Annotated in this window: 14 protein-coding genes; 6 read left to right on the forward strand and 8 right to left on the reverse strand. The window is 59.5% G+C overall.

The features are described 5' to 3' along the window. Nucleotides 1–185: 185 nt before the first annotated feature. Nucleotides 186–2,909 (reverse strand): hypothetical protein, encoded by a 2,724-nt coding sequence (locus tag O9H32_RS32280; protein ID WP_406627442.1) that lies wholly within the window; start codon nucleotides 2,907–2,909, stop codon nucleotides 186–188. A gap of 330 nt (nucleotides 2,910–3,239) precedes the next feature. On the opposite strand from O9H32_RS32280, the gene O9H32_RS32285 reads away from it, so the two are divergent. From O9H32_RS32285 to nagA, 3 genes are read left to right on the forward strand one after another with little or no spacing between them, the layout of a single operon-like run. Further along, entirely contained in the window at nucleotides 3,240–4,100 is an 861-nt protein-coding gene (locus O9H32_RS32285) for a MurR/RpiR family transcriptional regulator (RefSeq protein ID WP_269870196.1), read from the forward strand. Nucleotides 4,101–4,104: 4 nt separating this feature from the next. Then, nucleotides 4,105–4,833, forward strand: coding sequence for a glucosamine-6-phosphate deaminase (nagB, locus tag O9H32_RS32290; RefSeq protein ID WP_269870197.1), 729 nt, complete (start codon nucleotides 4,105–4,107; stop codon nucleotides 4,831–4,833). Then, nucleotides 4,830–6,026 (forward strand): N-acetylglucosamine-6-phosphate deacetylase, encoded by a 1,197-nt coding sequence (gene nagA / locus O9H32_RS32295; RefSeq protein ID WP_269870198.1) that lies wholly within the window; start codon nucleotides 4,830–4,832, stop codon nucleotides 6,024–6,026. The genes nagB and nagA overlap by 4 nt, the downstream gene beginning before the upstream one ends. A 237-nt stretch (nucleotides 6,027–6,263) precedes the next feature. Here the strand turns inward: nagA and O9H32_RS32300 are convergent, their stop codons facing one another. The 7 genes from O9H32_RS32300 to O9H32_RS32330 all read right to left on the reverse strand — a co-directional run bounded on the left by O9H32_RS32300 (nucleotide 6,264) and on the right by O9H32_RS32330 (nucleotide 12,262). Then, complete coding sequence (locus O9H32_RS32300; RefSeq protein ID WP_269870199.1) at nucleotides 6,264–6,848, reverse strand: hypothetical protein; 585 nt, start codon at nucleotides 6,846–6,848, stop codon at nucleotides 6,264–6,266. 396 nt (nucleotides 6,849–7,244) lie between these two features. Continuing rightward, on the reverse strand, nucleotides 7,245–8,039 hold the full coding sequence (locus tag O9H32_RS32305) for an SDR family NAD(P)-dependent oxidoreductase (RefSeq protein WP_269870200.1): 795 nt from the start codon (nucleotides 8,037–8,039) through the stop codon (nucleotides 7,245–7,247). 36 nt (nucleotides 8,040–8,075) lie between these two features. Continuing rightward, a complete protein-coding gene (locus O9H32_RS32310; RefSeq protein ID WP_269870201.1) occupies nucleotides 8,076–9,236 on the reverse strand; it encodes a UxaA family hydrolase in 1,161 nt (386 codons plus the stop codon). After that, nucleotides 9,233–9,580: a UxaA family hydrolase gene (locus O9H32_RS32315; RefSeq protein ID WP_269870202.1), complete on the reverse strand. Its 348-nt coding sequence runs from the start codon at nucleotides 9,578–9,580 to the stop codon at nucleotides 9,233–9,235. Before O9H32_RS32315 ends, O9H32_RS32310 begins: the two co-directional genes overlap by 4 nt. Nucleotides 9,581–9,622: 42 nt before the next feature. Further along, complete coding sequence (locus O9H32_RS32320; RefSeq protein WP_269870203.1) at nucleotides 9,623–10,531, reverse strand: fumarylacetoacetate hydrolase family protein; 909 nt, start codon at nucleotides 10,529–10,531, stop codon at nucleotides 9,623–9,625. Nucleotides 10,532–10,598: 67 nt separating this feature from the next. Then, nucleotides 10,599–11,372, reverse strand: a complete 774-nt coding sequence (locus O9H32_RS32325; RefSeq protein ID WP_269870204.1) for an SDR family NAD(P)-dependent oxidoreductase — start codon at nucleotides 11,370–11,372, stop codon at nucleotides 10,599–10,601. A 128-nt stretch (nucleotides 11,373–11,500) separates the two neighbouring features. Then, entirely contained in the window at nucleotides 11,501–12,262 is a 762-nt protein-coding gene (locus tag O9H32_RS32330) for an IclR family transcriptional regulator (RefSeq protein WP_269870205.1), read from the reverse strand. A gap of 278 nt (nucleotides 12,263–12,540) precedes the next feature. Here O9H32_RS32330 and O9H32_RS32335 point away from each other — a divergent pair, with 278 nt between their 5' ends. From O9H32_RS32335 to O9H32_RS32345, 3 genes are read left to right on the forward strand one after another with little or no spacing between them, the layout of a single operon-like run. Then, nucleotides 12,541–13,509 carry an AAA family ATPase gene (locus O9H32_RS32335; RefSeq protein WP_269870206.1) on the forward strand — a complete coding sequence of 323 codons (969 nt, stop codon included), beginning with the start codon at nucleotides 12,541–12,543 and terminating at the stop codon, nucleotides 13,507–13,509. 4 nt (nucleotides 13,510–13,513) lie between these two features. Then, nucleotides 13,514–14,614, forward strand: a complete 1,101-nt coding sequence (locus tag O9H32_RS32340; protein WP_269870207.1) for a DUF58 domain-containing protein — start codon at nucleotides 13,514–13,516, stop codon at nucleotides 14,612–14,614. Continuing rightward, on the forward strand, nucleotides 14,611–15,942 hold the full coding sequence (locus tag O9H32_RS32345) for a DUF4129 domain-containing protein (RefSeq protein WP_269870208.1): 1,332 nt from the start codon (nucleotides 14,611–14,613) through the stop codon (nucleotides 15,940–15,942). The genes O9H32_RS32340 and O9H32_RS32345 overlap by 4 nt, the downstream gene beginning before the upstream one ends. The last annotated feature ends 36 nt before the right edge of the window (nucleotides 15,943–15,978 follow it).

Consider the following 15,978-nt stretch of genomic DNA (forward strand, 5'->3'; position numbering starts at 1 on the left):
TGTTGGATCATCCGTCTCACCCACTTTTCGTGATGACTCAATTATACGTCAAAAAAAGCACAGCCACTTCAATTTTCTTGAAGTGCTGTGCTTTTTTATAGGACGGACTTTTTCAGTGGCCTCTCCCGGGGGGATACGGTCTTTCTGTGCTTGGCGGGCACGCCCTGCATGTAAGTGCCCTGCCGTTAGGATGATGAGGCCTCCTGAGGGATGGCCCGCTGCGGTTCGATCAGACCCAAGTAATCCGTGACGTCCTCTCGGTCGAATACGCCGTCTCCATTGAAGTCCTGCCGCCCATCCAGCTGGACCAGCACATCTTGCGCACTTGCGACAGGAGGAATGAGCGGAGCGGTCCATTCCATGGGGGCACGGTCGATCCGGTTGTACTCCGCGGCGTAGACCTGAATCTTCGCGCCTGCCTTCACGGAAGGCTTGTGATTGGGAGTATACTTCCGGTAAGGCTGGCCGTCGATCGAATAATACAGCGCAGCCGCTCCGGGCGCTGAGAGATTCAGCTCCCGCATGCCTCCCGCAGGTTTGCCCAGCTTAATCTTAGCCGCTGCCGCGGTATCGGCCGCAAAAATACCAAGGGTGAGAGACGGGGAGACGGAAGGCAGCAGAGCGGTCACTTCCGTCTCCGTATCCCTCACAGGGACAGAAGGATCGTACTTCCACCCCTGTCCGTTCTCGTCCCGGACAAAGTAGCCCGCCGGTTTGCCGCCCTGGTCCGCTCCGCTTGTTTTCGAGAGCGTCAGCTTCGCACTCTGTCCCGGTGCCAGGGTAACCCCGCTCACCGTCACTTTTACGATTTTGCCTAACGCGGTCATGCCTGCACCGTCCTCGGGAGACAGCACTTCCTCGGCACTTACGAAGGCACCGGCGGCGAAGAGGCTTCCGCTGAAGTCCAGCTTCATGTCGCCGTTACCGAACAAGCCGGCGGGGAATGCTGCCGACAGCGGATAAGGCGTACCGTCCAAGGGAACCGGAGGCGGTGCGACGGGGGACATACGCTCGACGACGAGCGTATACCCGCGGGTTTCCGCTCCAGGCGCTGTGACAACCACACGGGCCGCATTCCTGCCCTCGGCGAGCCCGTCGAAGAGGACGTAATAACGCGCCCTCTCCTCCTCCCGGCCGTAGGTCACACCGGCAACCGTCGTTTCCGCTGCTTCAGCCCGAAGCTCCGCCCGCTCGTCATTCAACTCTACGAGCAGCTTCACGGGGCCGCTTACTGTCGATGGTACCTGCAGCGTATACTCCGAGTTCTCCGTCACCATCTCCTGAGACGAACCCTCCGCTTGCACGCTGCGGATCGCGGTATCCGCCGGCGGCTCGGCTTCGCGGAGATCGATCGTGTATGCGGCCCACTCCTCTTCCCCGGCCAGACGCGCCTGTAGAACATACGCTCCTGCCTCGCCCGGATGAACGATTCCCGCCGAAGCAGCAAAGCAGATGTCCACCACACTATAGGGAGGCAGCAGCGAAGCAGGAACCCTCAGCTCAACGTTCCGCTCTCCTCCCTCGCCTTCGGTCACCGTGATCTCCTTTGGCTCCATTTGCTCGCTCCGCGCCATCCCATACTCCCCGTCCGGACCATAGGCGTGGACAGAGACATCCAAGGCAGAGAGCTCCCGGTTCAATTCATACCCTGGAGGAAACTGGAGCTGGATGACGGCATCCCCGTATCCGTCCGTCGTTTCTTCCGTCATGGCGGTTAGTGCATAGAGAACCGGCACAGGGCGATAGGTGAACCTGAAGTCATAAGGCACTTGCCTAGCTCCCGCCGTGTACTCGCCAGCAGTAATCTGCAGTTCGCTTACCGACTTGTCATACACGGAAGTCCAATAGTCTGCCCACTCCGTTTGGGCCGAAGTCCTGACCGAGAAGAGATACGATCCGCCGAACGCCGGGTTCTTGACGAGACCGAGAAAGACCTGTACCTTGTCACCGGCAAGCACTGAGATCCCGGCTGGCATCTGCAGCATCAGACCGGCAGTGCCCTCACCTTCCAAGGGCAGGGCGCCTAGCTCCGCCATCTCTCCCCCGTTCACGGAGATCGAATAGGAAGCTTCCGCACGCATCCCCCCGTACTCGGCCGGAAACCGGAGTTCAATCGTGTCCTTCCCGCCCAGGCTCGCGTTAGATTGGAACTCCATTACCACGTTGTTGTCGTTGCCGGCATACTTGTTCAATTCCGTATAGTTATAATTGTAGAAGTACAGCGCCGTGACTGAAGGTGGATACTCCGGTTCCGATTGCGGTTCCGGTTCCATATCCTGCGGTGTAATCCCCGTCGTCAGATCGACCTCGGATGCCGTCAGCCCCATCGCGATTACTTGGTAATCAGCATAAGTGGTGACCGGCCCGGCGCTCGTATCTACCGTGAGCGTGAGCGTATAGACGCCCGCTTCGGACGGATTCGTCACCGGGTATACGCCTTGTTCCCCGTAAGGCTCGAGGAGCAGCGTAATCTCCTCCCCGGAGGAAATGACCTCGCCCTCCGGCAGGTCAACCGTAAGTTCATAGCCGGTAGCCTTGTCACCCGTCAGGGAGACCTCCGCAGGGACTGTAGTCCTCCCGGAGTAGGACAACCGGACATCATCCCTATTCAGGCCCTCGTCCAGGGAGAAGCCTGCGGGAAAACCGATGCGGACCGTGTCCCCTGCTCCGAGTTCACGGCCCAGGGCGAACTTAAATTCCATAACCGTGCCGACACCCGCCACGGAACTGCGGGCTTTGTAATTCTCGTCTTGCGCGTAAAGAGACTCGTCGCCGTGCGATATGGAGAATTGGAGATTCTCCGTCAGCGCATGCGCCGGCTGAGAGCCGTAGGTAAGCGGCACCAGGACCATAGCAAGAATAAGCAGCAGGCAGCATGCTTTTCTCCATCCCGGCGACCGGACTGCCATGTTCAATGCAGGAATGACCTCCTTCTGTTGCTGAATTGCACAGCTCTAATATCCATTCTTCGGTGACCGGAAACAGCCTTTCGCTCCATCCTTCATCTTCCAAACGGTAAATCTATTATACTATCAAGAAGTAGGAGCCGAAATCCCGAACTCTCGATTTTGGAGAAAAAAAGAGAGAAATTCATAAGATTTTGTCGAATGGGAAATCATGTACTTTGCCTGTTGATTTCCGGCACAAGGATGAGATATGATGAATACGAAAAATATTTTTGTATTATAATATATATTTAAGAAAATAATTTACAAACCATTTGCAAAGACGGTGATACCATGTCCAGCATCCTCCAATCCATAAGGGACCGTCAGCATGCGATGCACCGGCAGGAACAGACATTGGCCCAGTTTCTGCTCGACCACCCGCACGAAGCCGTGCATCTCAGCATCACGGACCTCGCCGGCCGGTCCGGCACGAGTACCGCCACCGTCTCGCGCTTTTGCCGGAATCTGCTCTTCAAGGGATACAGCGATTTCCGGATGAAGCTCGCAGCCGAGATGGTACTGCCCCCTTCCGATAAGCCGTCATATCAGGACATCGTAGCCGGCAACTCCCTGCACAGCATCGTGCAGGCCATCGAGAAGAACCATCTGCGCTCCATCGCCGATACTACGCGGCAGCTGGATCTGCAGGAGGTGCAGCGGGCCGTAGACGCCCTGCAGTCTGCACGCCGTATCGATCTCTACGGTGTCGCCACTTCCGGGGTAGTCGCTTTGGACTTCCATCAGAAGCTGGTGCGCATCGGACGGATGGCCCAGCATTACTCGGACTCCCACATGCAGATCACTTCCGCGTCCAGCCTGACGCCGGGCGATGTCGCCTTCGCCTTCTCATACTCGGGCGAAACCGTCGAAACCTACGATGCGCTGCTGTGTGCCAAGGAACGCGGCGCCGTCACCATCTCGCTGACGAAATTCGGCGCGAACCGCATCTCGTCGGCTGCAGATATCCGTCTCTTCGCTTCCACTCTGGAGGAAGGGATGCGCCGGGGAGACATGGCCTCCCGGATTGCCCAGCTTCATGTGGTCGATATCCTGTTCACCGCGCTTGTCAGCGCCGGCTTTGAAGACTATGTGCCGCAGCTCGAACTATCCTTCCAGCAGGTCAAGAAATTCCGTAATGAAAAAGGGAGATGAACTTATGAACATTCTTACTTTCCGTACACAAGACGAACTGAACAAAGCGGGCGCCGGCATCATTACCGGCCTGCTCCAAACCCAGCCCAAGGCAGCCCTCGGCCTTGCCACCGGCGGCACCCCGGTCGGGATTTACCGCGAACTGGTCGAGACGTACCGTCAAGGGCTTGTTTCGTTTGCCAAAGCGTCCGCCTTCAACCTGGACGAATATGTCGGTCTCGACCGCGGCCATCCGGCCGGTTACTATGCCTTCATGCAGGAGCACCTCTTCAGTCATGTCGATATCGCTCCGGAACGGTGCCATATTCCGGACGGGTCCGCTCCCGATCCGGAAGCCGAGTGCCTCCGCTATGACAACCTGCTCGAACAGGCCGGCCAGATCGATCTGCAGCTCCTCGGTCTCGGACATAACGGGCATATCGGGTTCAATGAGCCCGACCAGGAGCTCGAGCGCGGAACGCATGTCGTAGAGCTGCAGGAACAGACGAGACAGGCGAACGCTCGGTTCTTCGATACGCCGGATCAAGTGCCGACCCACGCGATCACAATGGGCGTAGGCACCATTCTCAAAGCGAAGATGATCCTTCTCATCGTCCGCGGCCAAGACAAAGCCGAGATCGTCAAGCGTGCGCTGCAGGGACCGATTACGACCGAATGCCCGGCTTCGCTGCTGCAGACCCACCCACACGTTGTCGTGCTGCTCGATTCGGAAGCGGGGAGCCTGCTGTCATGAGCGGCCCTGTCGCACAGCGTATCCTTCATGCCCGCATCGCGGCGGAAGCCGGCACCATCGATGACGGGTACCTCGATATCCTGCCGGACGGCACGATAGGAGCATTCGGTCCGATGGCGTCGCTGCCATCCGGTAGGGAGCTCCCTTGCCTGGACGCAGCCGGAAGCTGGCTGCTGCCCGGCTTTATCGACCTCCATGTGCATGGTGGGTACGGCGGTGATTTCATGGACGCCTCCGAAGCATCGCTGAATGACATTACCCGCTTCCATGCGAGCCGCGGGACGACTTCCATGCTCGCCACCACCATGACGGCCACGCGAGAAGACTTGGCCCGGGCGCTCCAAGCCGTGCAGGACTACCGCGGGAAGGGCATGCCTTATGCCCGTCTGGCCGGCGTGCACCTCGAAGGCCCGTTCATCAACCCCGTGCTGGCCGGCGCCCAGGACCCGAAGCTGATGCTCCCCGCCCAGCCCGAATGGCTGCAGGAGTGGACGGAAGCCTATCCCGGGCTGATCCGGCTGCTGACGCTTGCACCGGAGATGGAAGGCGCCTATGCTTTCACCGAGATGCTGGCATCCCGCGGCATCGTCGTGGCGTGCGGACATACGGACGCGACGTATGACCAGATCCAAGAAGCGGTGAAGCACGGACTTCGCCATGCGGTCCATACCTTCAATGCAATGAAGGGACTTCATCACCGGGAGCCCGGCGTAGTCGGCGCCGTCCTGACAGAGGATGCCATCACAGCCGAAGTCATTGCCGACGGCATCCATGTGCACGAAGCCTGCATCCGTCTGCTTACCCGGACCAAACGCCTGGACAACCTGATTCTCGTGACCGATGCAATCTCTGCGGCGGGACTTGGAGACGGAGATTATATGTTGGGCGGCCAAGACGTGGTCGTGAAAGACGGGATTGCCCGCCTCAAGGTAGGCGGCAACCTGGCCGGCAGCACGCTGACCATGATCGACGCCCTTCGCTTCATGGTGGAGCGGATCGGCCTCACAGTCGAGGAAGCCAGCCGGCTCGCCAGCCGGAATCCCGCCAGGCAGCTGGGTCTGTTGGAGCACACGGGCAGCATTGCATCCGGCAAGACAGCCGATCTGCTGCTTGTCTCCAAGGCTTTGGAGATCGAGCAAGTTTGGGTGGACGGACGCGATGTGTGGGAAGCCGGCGCCTTGAGCCGCACTTGATATACGGAATTAAGATAAACGCGCATCATCCTTTACGGACGATGCGCGTTTATAAAAACTATAAGATGACAGAATCGAGCCCTGGTGAGATATAACTTCTAAATAGTTCCAAAAAACCGGCTTATTCGCAGTAGCGAACAAGCCGGTTTTTTGGGATCCTTATCCAGGAGGAAAAGCTGTACGTTTCTGGGGTGTGAGCAAAGCAGCGTCTTTTGCGGATAAAGACCACGGTCCCTCTCATTTCTGGAAGAACTGTTGGGTTACGAGATAGTAGCGAAGCTTGGAGAGATCCTTATCGGAAATCGAGTGAATCTCCGCTCCGTACCGGATCGTCTTCTCTTGGATGTGGGCATAGCGTACGATAAGCTTCGGATGAATGGTCGCTTCATCGCACATGATCATCGTGTCGAACACATGGTTCATCTTCACCGAGAAATCGTTCACTTCAAACCCAAACCCGAGCCGGCTGACGTTCGTGAACCGAACCGCCATCGTTTTGAAGTCATCAATAAGCGTTCCATAGGTGTTGAGCTTGTAGCTCGTGAATACTTTATCCTCATCGCGGTACATATCGTCGTAGATCTGGTCGCTGGCCGCTTGAATATGGAAGAGTTCGGAATCCGCCGGCACCAGAATCAATTTGGACTGCGAGACGCGAAGCACTCTCATCTGCGCTTTCGTTCTATAGTTGAAGGCGATCACTGATTCGCCCCCAGCGAACGATGACGGATCCGTACAGGATACCTCCATCAGATCGTTCCCTTCATATGAGACTTGACCGCGGTACACTTTACCATTGTGCAAAAGTTGCATGTCTTTCATCTCACTCACCCCCTGCTTGATTACTTATAACTATAGCTGCGAATCTTTCAGAAAGTTTCAGCTAATTATTAGGAGATTATTAGATTTCATGAGAGTTTTAGCCGATTTTCGTCGAATAAAGTCGAAAAAACGTTGTATTGCTGCTTCTTGTTAAGCACTTAGCTTTTATATACCCCAATTCATGGAAGTTGATACGTGGTTGTCCTGTGATGCCGCCTGTGAATGATCATTTGGCCGCCAGTCCACGGCACCCCTGGGGATGGGCTCCTCCCCTCTAGACTTGGTATCCTCAGCCGCCGGCCTATCCCTGTAAGTTCAACGTTCTATCATGAGAATGCAAAAAAGCCCTCCCTCTCGGAAGAGCTTCATTGCTATGGAGGCAGGGCAGCGCCCCGCTTAATGCTCGAGATGATCCTCCGGCTGTGCCGCTTTGACCGTTAATCCCCCGTCCACCATGAGGAGATGCCCGTTGATCTGCATCGCTTCCTCCGACGCGAGAAAAACGACGGCATCGCCAATCTGGCGGGCCGTACCGAGCCGCTTCATGGGATTGGCCTTGATTTCTTGGGCACGGATTCCCTCATCCGCCAAATAATCGGTGCACATATCCGTATCGACCGTGCTAGGCCCGACCGCATTCACATTAATATTGTAGCGGCCAAGCTCAATGGCCATTCCTTTGGTCAGCATGTGGGCTGCCGCTTTCGAGGACTGGTAATGGGGAATCACGGGGCTCGTCACGACCAGACTAGCGGTAGAGAGCACATTGACGATCTTGCCGTAACGCTTCTCGATCATCCCTTGCGCCGCAATCTGCGAACAGAGAAATACCGACTTCACGTTGGTATTGTAAGTGCGGTCCCATGTCTCCTCGCTCACCTTCAAGAACGATTCGAACGGGGCGATTCCCGCATTGTTGACGAGAATCTCCACTCCTCCCAGTTCCGCTCTCACCTGCTCGAACATGGCAGTCACCTGCCCCTTGTCTCCTACATCCGCCTGGACGATCATACTCCGGACGCCGAGCGCTTGCGCCTGCACTTTCACGGCCTCGGCGAGTTCCCGGGAACGCTCCGACGTGAAGTTAACGGCGACGTGGGCCCCTTCCTCCGCAAGCCGCATTACAATCGCTTCCCCGATGCCCCGGCTTCCCCCGGTAACCAAAGCCACCCTCCCTGCCAGTCTGCCCATACTGCTGTGCCCCCTCATTCCATGAGTAAACTACACTTACAAACTCGGCCCGATGCGGTTGATGCTGAACTCCGTATGTCCAAGGATCTCGGCCTTGACGAGCTTCCCGCCGGCCACCGCCGCAATCTCGCTCCATACGGCTAGGCCCGCCTCTTCCAGGCTCATCGTTCCTTCGAGCAGGTCGCTGACATCCACATCCATGTTGTCGGACATCCGCTCGAACATGCGCTTATTGCCGGTTATCTTAATTACGGGCACTACCGCGGAGCCGGTAGGCGTCCCCCGCCCGGTCGTGAAACAGACGAGGTGCGCTCCTCCCGCCGCCATCCCCGAGACGCATTCGATATCGTTGCCCGGCGAGTCCATAAAATAAAGTCCGCCCTTCGGAATCCGCTCCGCGTATTCGATCACGCCTTGAATCGGTGCCGTTCCGCACTTCGAGATGCAGCCGAGCGATTTTTCTTCGATGGTCGTCAGCCCCCCGGCAATGTTCCCCGGGCTCGGATTGCCCCCGCGCATGTCCGCCCCCATCCGCTCCACTTCTCTCTCGAAGCGGCCTACGATATGATACAGCTTCTCTGACACCTCAGACGCGGCGCAGCGCGAAGCGAGGACATGCTCCGCGCCGATAATCTCCGTCGTTTCACCAATGACGACGCCTCCGCCAAGGCCGATCAGCGTATCGGCAGCCGCACCGAGCGCCGGATTGGACGCGAGTCCCGACGTGGCGTCCGAGCCGCCGCATTTGACCCCGATGATCAGCTCGCTCATCGGGAAAGGTACGGGCTGCATCGCATCCAGCTCCGCTCGCATTTTCCTCGCCAGCTCGGTCCCGTGCTGGATTGCTTTGACCGAGCCGCCCACGGACTGGATGTCGAATACCTCGACGAGCTTCCCCGTCTCCCGGATCGACTCCCCCAGCGCGATGGGGTCCACCACCTCGCAGCCGAGGGAGATGATGATGACCCCGCCTACATTGGGATTGCGGCCTGTGCCCGCCAGCACTTCGAACGTACGGTCTTTGTCCGCGCCGATCTGCGAGCAGCCGTGTTGGTGCGGGATGGCGACTGTATCCGGTACAAGCTGGGAGATCCGGTTGCAGACTTGGTTCGAACAGATGACCGTAGGGATGATCAATAGATGATTCCGGATGCCGATATCGCCGTTCGCTCTTCGATAGCCCATCAGGGTATTCATGCCTTCGCGCTCCCTTCGCTTCGCACGGCCGCATCGCCCGCTTGATCTCCGCGGCCCCGGATGCCTTCGACATTATGCACGTGCACATGCTCCCCTGCACGGATGGGCACCGTCGTCCGGCCGATCACCTCGCCGTATTTGCGCAGCTCCGTCCCCTGGGGGATGTCTTCCACCGCCACTTTGTGACCGAACGGCACGTCGCCCAGCAAGGTGACTCCGATCGCTTCGCTCCCCCTGTAGCACGTAATATGCTCTCCGGCCGCCAGGTCTTTGATCGCGGTCGCCACATGATCGCGAGGATCCATGATCAGCGCCTGTGCCCCTGCAGCAATCTGTCCCGCCATACCGCTGTTCCCCCTTCTCTCCCCTTTTGTACCGTTGCCGGATTACTGCCCCCGGACCATCCGGTTCGTCAGCGCGCCAAGCTTCTCAATCTCGACCGTGACCGTATCCCCATCCCGCAGATACACGCGTTCGGACTCCGGCAATCCCAGCACCACGCCTTGCGGCGTTCCCGTCAGGATGATGTCGCCAGGCTTCAGGGTCATATGCTGCGAGATGTAGCTTACGATCTCGTCGCAGCGGAAGATCATATCGGATGTGCTGGAGCTCTGCCGTGTTTCTCCATTGACTGTGCAGGAGATCGCCAGCTCGTTCGGATTGCCTACCTCATCAGCCGTTACGAGATAGGGGCCGAGCGGGGCGAAGCCATCGAGCGTCTTGCCGAGCATCCACTGGGCGGTGCGCAGCTGCAAGTCGCGGGCTGAGAGGTCGTTGGCGCAGCTGTAGCCGAGTACATAATTTAGCGCTTCTTCTATTGGGACGTCCTTCGCCTCTTTGCCGATGACGATCGCGAGCTCCGCTTCATAGTCCACTTGGGAGGTTACGCGTTCCGCAAGCGATACGTCATGGCCGTGGCCGGTCAGGGTGTTATTGAATTTGTTAAAAAGAATCGGATACTCCGGGATCGCCGCGTTCGTTTCTTCCGCATGCTTGCGGTAGTTCAGGCCGACGCAGATGATTTTGCCGGGATCGGTGACGCAGGGACCGAAGGTCTGGTCAGATTCACGGAGCAGAGCCCCTCCTTTGCCGCCGAAGGACAAGGCCGCCTCCACCAAGCCGCGGAGCGCCTGCAGCGCCCCCTCGCCGCCCTCGATCACTTCCTTCATCGTTCGCGGCACGTTCACTTTGGCATCCGCCACGAGATCGAGCGCCCGCTCGACATATAGAATCCCCTCGTCCGTCTTGATTCCCAGCTGCAGCTCTCCGCCCTGCACGAATGTAAGCAGTTTCATTTCTTTTTGCCGCCTCCTCTTCCGAAAATGGAATATAGTTAGAGCCAGTTGCGTGCCCTTGTAGCGTTTACCCGTTCTTCCCAAATACGACTCCGCCATCAATGTACAAAGGGGAACCCATCATGAATTTCGATTCGTCCGAGGCCAGGAACAAGGCGGCCTGCGCTACATCCTCCGGCCGGCCGAGATCGCCGCTGAGCTGCCGCTTCTTCAGCGACTCGTAGCCCTCCTCCGGATTCTCGTAGGATTTGCGGAGATAGTCCTCCACAAAAGGCGTCAGGATCGTTCCGGGCAGCAGCGCATTCACTCGGATGTTATAAGGGGCATAGTCGACCTGCATGGACTTAGTCAGCGCCAGCACTGCCCCCTTCGTCGCCGAATAAGAGGCTCTGCGCGCCAGCCCGATCTCCGCGATGCAGGAGGACATGTTAATGATAGAGCCCTCCCGCCGGGCCATCATATGCGGCAGCACATACTTGCAGGGCAGGAACACTCCCCGGATGTTGACGTTGATGACCCGGTCCCACTGCTCCGGCTCCACCTCATGGATCGCCCCGACACCGCTGATGCCGGCATTGTTGAAGAGGACGTCGATCCGGCCATAAGCAGCGATAACCGTGCCGACCAGGCTTTGGACGGAATCCGGATTCGTCACATCCGCCTGCACGAAGAGCGCCTCGCCCCCCGCGTCCCGGATCGCCTGCACGGTCTCCTGTCCTTTTTCTTCTAACAGATCATTCACGACGACGACCGCACCTTCCTTGGCGAACAGCAGCGCCGAGCTCCTGCCGATGCCCGATCCGGCCCCCGTGATCACAATGATTTTGCCGCTTAGTCTCATAGACGCCACGCTTCCTCTCTGCTGGGCTCATCTTCTATCCGGTAAAAAGGTATTCATGCGATCCATCAGTTCATGCTACCCGGCACCGATCATGGGGCTGAATGGGACTCCTGTCCTGGAACCCGACTTCAAGCCATGCCGGCCCTCTGCGACAGCCGCTCGGCCAGACCGCATATTTCGCGGATGGCGAGCTCCCGCTTCGTCTCCCACTCATGCAGGAACATGGAGCAGGAGATCGCGGCGACAACGGCTCCTGTGTCGTCGCGCACCGGAGCCGCCACACAGCAGAACCCCATGACCGCTTCCTGCAGATCGAACGCGTAGCCCTGCTCCCTGACCCCGGCCAGCTGCCGGAGCAATTCATCCCGGCTGCGCAGGGTATGAGGCGTCGAGACCGGCACCAGCGACTCCTCGGGATAGAACGCTTCCAGCTCGGTCCGCTCTACCCAGGCCAGCATAGCTTTGCCGAGGGCCGTCGCATGCGCCGGCAGCTTCACGCCGGGCTCGGAAGCCAGCCGCACGGGCGAAGGCATTTCTTCCTTCGCGAGATACAGCACCTCGCTGCGCTCCAGCTTCGCAAGCTGAATGGTTTCCCTGAGCACATGCTTCGTGACCGACGCCTCCTTGCGGAACCGGTCGATCAGGCTGAAGCCCTTGAAGAAAGCTTGGCCGAGATAACCCAGCCGGTGACCGAGCGAATAAGTTCCGTCTCCTTCGCGCTTCACCCAGTCGAGCGTTTCGAGCGTCGCAAGCAGCGAGAACATGGAGCTTTTGTTATATCCGAGCTTCTTTGACAGATCGATCAGCCGGAAGGCTGAAGGCTCCGAAGCGATCGCCTCCAGGATTTCATTCGCTTTTTCCAAAGCAGGCACCCAATATTTTTTGTCCATGTGCCCTCCGTGTTGAATCTTATTGGTTTATTATAATAAACCACGGTTTACGATGATAACAATTTCAGTTTACGCCGCTTCCCATTTGGTGTCAATTGGAATTTGTTCTCCCATTTCCGTTACAACCGTGCGTATAAGTTGAAGATTCGATTTCCCACCGGGGACCCTTTATACTTAAACCAACGATACTTGCGCCGGCCCTACTCTTGCATACCGGTCACTAGATCCGAGCGAGGGAAGCACTGCCCGGTGCGCCATCATCCGAAAGGAGCCCGTCCATGTCCGATTCGTTCGAATCCGTCCGCGAACTCGCGCAAAGCATCCGCACCCAGGTTAACCATGTCATCGTCGGTAAAGAAGAAGTAATCGACCAGCTGCTCATCGCCCTCTTCTCTTCGGGCCACGTCCTGCTTGAGGATGTCCCCGGAACGGGTAAGACCCTGCTCGCCAAAGCGCTTGCTCATTCGGTCGGCGCAGAATTTAAGCGCATACAATTCACGCCGGATCTGCTGCCCTCCGACCTTAGCGGCATCCACTTTTACAATCAAAAGCAATCCGAATTCGAATTCCGGCCGGGTCCGCTCTTTACGAATTTGCTGCTAGCCGACGAGATCAACCGGGCCACACCCCGCACCCAGTCCAGCCTGCTGGAATGCATGGAAGAGCGGCAGATTTCCATTGACGGCGAGACCCGTCCGCTCCGGCGGCCTTTCCTTGTGATCGCCACGCAGAATCCGGTCGAGAGCCAGGGCACCTTCCCGCTGCCTGAAGCGCAGCTTGACCGCTTTCTGCTTAAGATTCGCATGGGCTACCCGACCCGCAGCGAGGGGCTCCAGATTCTGAAGCGGTTCCGCAAGGATCACCCGCTCGAAGCCCTGATCAGTGCTGCCTCTGCCGATGACATCACGGCTGCCCAGAAGATTTGCACCGAGGTCGCCTCCGCCGATGACGTCCTTGCCTATCTGCTGTCCATCGTGGAAGCGACGCGCGAACACGGCGATATAGCGGTCGGCGTTTCTCCCCGGGGCAGCCAGGCTCTCCTGCGGGCTTCTCAGGTACATGCGGTCCTCCGGGGGCGGGACTTCGTCACGCCGGACGATATCAAAGCTCTAGCCGTGCCGGTGCTGTCCCACCGGATCGTGCTGAAGCCCGGCCTTCGGTTGCGGCCCCAAGCAGCCGAAGCCTTGGTGCGCCGGCTGCTCGAGGAGCTGCCCGTGCCTGCCGAGCTCCCTTCCACAGCGAGGTGAAGCGATGAGCCTGCACGGTGTACTGCTGATCGCCGCCGCTGCGGCAGCCGGCCAGAGCCTGCTCTTCCGCAGGTTGAACTTCCGCCGGCTGACCTACGAACGCCACTGGAGTACCCGGACCTGCTACCCCGGCGAAGAGATCGAACTCGTAGAGCGGATCGAGAACCGCAAGCCTTTCCCTGTCCCTTGGCTGCGCCTGGAATCTCTGCTGCACGGTTCGCTGCAATTCCGCCGCCAATTCAATCTGCATGTGAGCGGTGGCGAGCACTACCAGAACCACCGCAGCTTCTTCAGCCTGATGCCCTTCACCCGGATCGTACGCAGGCATAAAGTCGTCCCCTTGCAGCGGGGATGCTACCGCCTCAGCACCGCTTCCTTGACGGCGGGCGATATTCTGGGGCTGCTGCAGACCACCTGCCGGCAGGAGCTGGGAGCAGAGCTGCTTGTCTATCCGGCTCCGCTTCCCGCGGGGGCCCTTCAGCGCCCCGGACATCACTTTCAGGGAGACTTGACGGTTCGCCGCTGGATGATCGACGACCCTTTTCTTACGGCAGGCACACGGGAGTATCAGGCCGGAGATGCGCTGAGGCGGGTCAATTGGATGGCCAGCGCCCGCACCGGTAACCTGCAGGTCCACCGGCATGAATACACCGCCGAACGGCGGCTGATGGTATATCTCAATGTAGAGGACCATGAGGGCATGTGGCAGCAGGTGAATCGGCCGCAGCTTATCGAATGGGGGATATCCGCTTCGGCCGAGCTGCTCACCCAGGCTATTTCCCAGGGAATGGAAGCCGGCTTCGGCACGAATGCGGGCTCCGTCGATGCTCCCGACGCGCCGACGCGCACCGGGCTCCTAAGTGGATCCGCCCAGGGGGAGGCCCTTCTGGATACGCTGGCCCGGCTCGTGCTGGCGCTCGGCCTGCCGATCGAGACGTTCTTAGACGAGGAGGCAGACCGGCTGCAGGGCGGACCCCGGCTCGATATCCTTCTGGTGACCGCTTTCGTAAGCGGCAAAATGGAGGAACCGCTGGATCGTCTTCGCAGCCAAGGACATACCGTGGACATCCTGCACATCCCTACAGAGGAGGAGATGAAGCTGTGAACCCCTCCCGGCTCCTGCGCAAGTGTGCTGCCTCCCTGCTGCAGGGGGCAGCCGAGCTCCTGCTCTTTCTGCCGCTGCCGCTGCTCATCGCCGTATACGGGCTGCCGTCACCCGTGCGCTGGCTCTGGCTGGCAACACTTCCGCTCCTGTATGCAGCTGGATGCGCCGCCGCCCTGCGGCTCCCGCTGGAGCGGCGGTTTCCGCTGCACGCGGCCATGGCGGCGGCCGGAGCCCTCCACGCGGTCGTCGTGCTCGGCTTCGGCCTGCCTGCTCTGCTTACATTTCCCGCGGGCTGGGTGCTGGCCAGGCGGGGCTCGCGCCTGGCGGCGGAGCCCTGGGGTGCCGTCCTCCCCCCTCCAGCATTCGCTGCGGGCTTGCTGGTACACTTGGCCGCTTCCTTCGTCCTGCAGTTCGTCCCCTCGTTCGCTCCGTACCAGCCCGCGCTGCTCTGGGGCGGACTGACCGCCTTGGGCATCGCCCTGTTCCGGCTGAACCAGGCCCGGCTGCAGGAGGAGACGCTGAACCGCAGCGGAACCCCCCTGCTCCCATCGGCTGTGATGGGGCCGAACCGCTTGTGGACCGCGCTGCTCCTGTCCGGCGTGCTCCTGCTCGCCTTCGGCTCGGCACTCGAAGCGGCGCTTCGGGCCGTGCTGCTCCGGCTGGCCGGCCTGCTCGCCAGCCTGCTTCCTGAAGCCCAAGATCCTCCTATGCCGGAGGCAGGACCGGCCCCATCCGCTTCACCTCCCGTGCTGCCTTCGGCGGAGGATCCGCCCGGCTGGCTGCAGTGGCTTGAGCAGGCGCTGCTCTATGGGGCAGGGGCTCTGCTGGCGCTCCTCGCGATATACCTGCTCTACCGGCTCGCCCGCCGGCTTCCCCAGGGGATCAGGCATCTGCTCGCCTGGCTCGCGGAGCGGATGAACCCGGCCGGCCGCGCGGGCAGTACCGATGGCTACGAAGACGAAGTCGTCTCGCTGCTTCGAGTGCCCACCGACAGGCACAGGAGCACCGGGGCAGGCTCACGCAGCCGTGAGCCCCGCTGGAAGGAGCTTCGCAGCGGAGCCGAACGCGTCCGCTATCTGTACCGGCAATGGCTGCGCAGACAGGCAGCCCATGGCCTTCAACCGGCTGCGCACCGGACACCGGCCGAGACCGTCCGTGCGGTGTCGGAAGCCTTGGATGCGGCCGGCCGCCCTGCCGGCCCTGCGGCTGCCGAGCTGCTGAGGCTGTATGAGAAGGTGCGGTACGGGGAGCAACCCGTAACGGATGAAGAGGCAGCCGGGCTGCAGGCCTTGTTGGAGGCCGAGACGAAAGACAAGGCCAAAATCTAAACGCTTCGAGCCGATTCATTAATTATGTTAATTATA

The organism is Paenibacillus caseinilyticus (assembly GCF_027533645.1).
GTDB classification, from domain to species: domain Bacteria; phylum Bacillota; class Bacilli; order Paenibacillales; family NBRC-103111; genus Paenibacillus_G; species Paenibacillus_G caseinilyticus.

What these genes read in the sequence shown, in the direction of transcription:
- O9H32_RS32335 (WP_269870206.1), top strand. Translation starts at nt 12,541, where the DNA reads ATGTCCGATTCGTTCGAATCCGTCCGCGAACTCGCGCAAAGCATCCGC.
- O9H32_RS32340 (WP_269870207.1), top strand. Translation starts at nt 13,514, where the DNA reads ATGAGCCTGCACGGTGTACTGCTGATCGCCGCCGCTGCGGCAGCCGGC.
- O9H32_RS32300 (WP_269870199.1), bottom strand. Translation starts at nt 6,848, where the DNA reads ATGAAAGACATGCAACTTTTGCACAATGGTAAAGTGTACCGCGGTCAA.
- O9H32_RS32315 (WP_269870202.1), bottom strand. Translation starts at nt 9,580, where the DNA reads ATGGCGGGACAGATTGCTGCAGGGGCACAGGCGCTGATCATGGATCCT.
- O9H32_RS32330 (WP_269870205.1), bottom strand. Translation starts at nt 12,262, where the DNA reads ATGGACAAAAAATATTGGGTGCCTGCTTTGGAAAAAGCGAATGAAATC.
- O9H32_RS32305 (WP_269870200.1), bottom strand. Translation starts at nt 8,039, where the DNA reads ATGGGCAGACTGGCAGGGAGGGTGGCTTTGGTTACCGGGGGAAGCCGG.
- nagA (WP_269870198.1), top strand. Translation starts at nt 4,830, where the DNA reads ATGAGCGGCCCTGTCGCACAGCGTATCCTTCATGCCCGCATCGCGGCG.
- O9H32_RS32320 (WP_269870203.1), bottom strand. Translation starts at nt 10,531, where the DNA reads ATGAAACTGCTTACATTCGTGCAGGGCGGAGAGCTGCAGCTGGGAATC.
- O9H32_RS32285 (WP_269870196.1), top strand. Translation starts at nt 3,240, where the DNA reads ATGTCCAGCATCCTCCAATCCATAAGGGACCGTCAGCATGCGATGCAC.
- O9H32_RS32310 (WP_269870201.1), bottom strand. Translation starts at nt 9,236, where the DNA reads ATGAATACCCTGATGGGCTATCGAAGAGCGAACGGCGATATCGGCATC.
- O9H32_RS32280 (WP_406627442.1), bottom strand. Translation starts at nt 2,909, where the DNA reads ATGGCAGTCCGGTCGCCGGGATGGAGAAAAGCATGCTGCCTGCTGCTT.
- nagB (WP_269870197.1), top strand. Translation starts at nt 4,105, where the DNA reads ATGAACATTCTTACTTTCCGTACACAAGACGAACTGAACAAAGCGGGC.
- O9H32_RS32325 (WP_269870204.1), bottom strand. Translation starts at nt 11,372, where the DNA reads ATGAGACTAAGCGGCAAAATCATTGTGATCACGGGGGCCGGATCGGGC.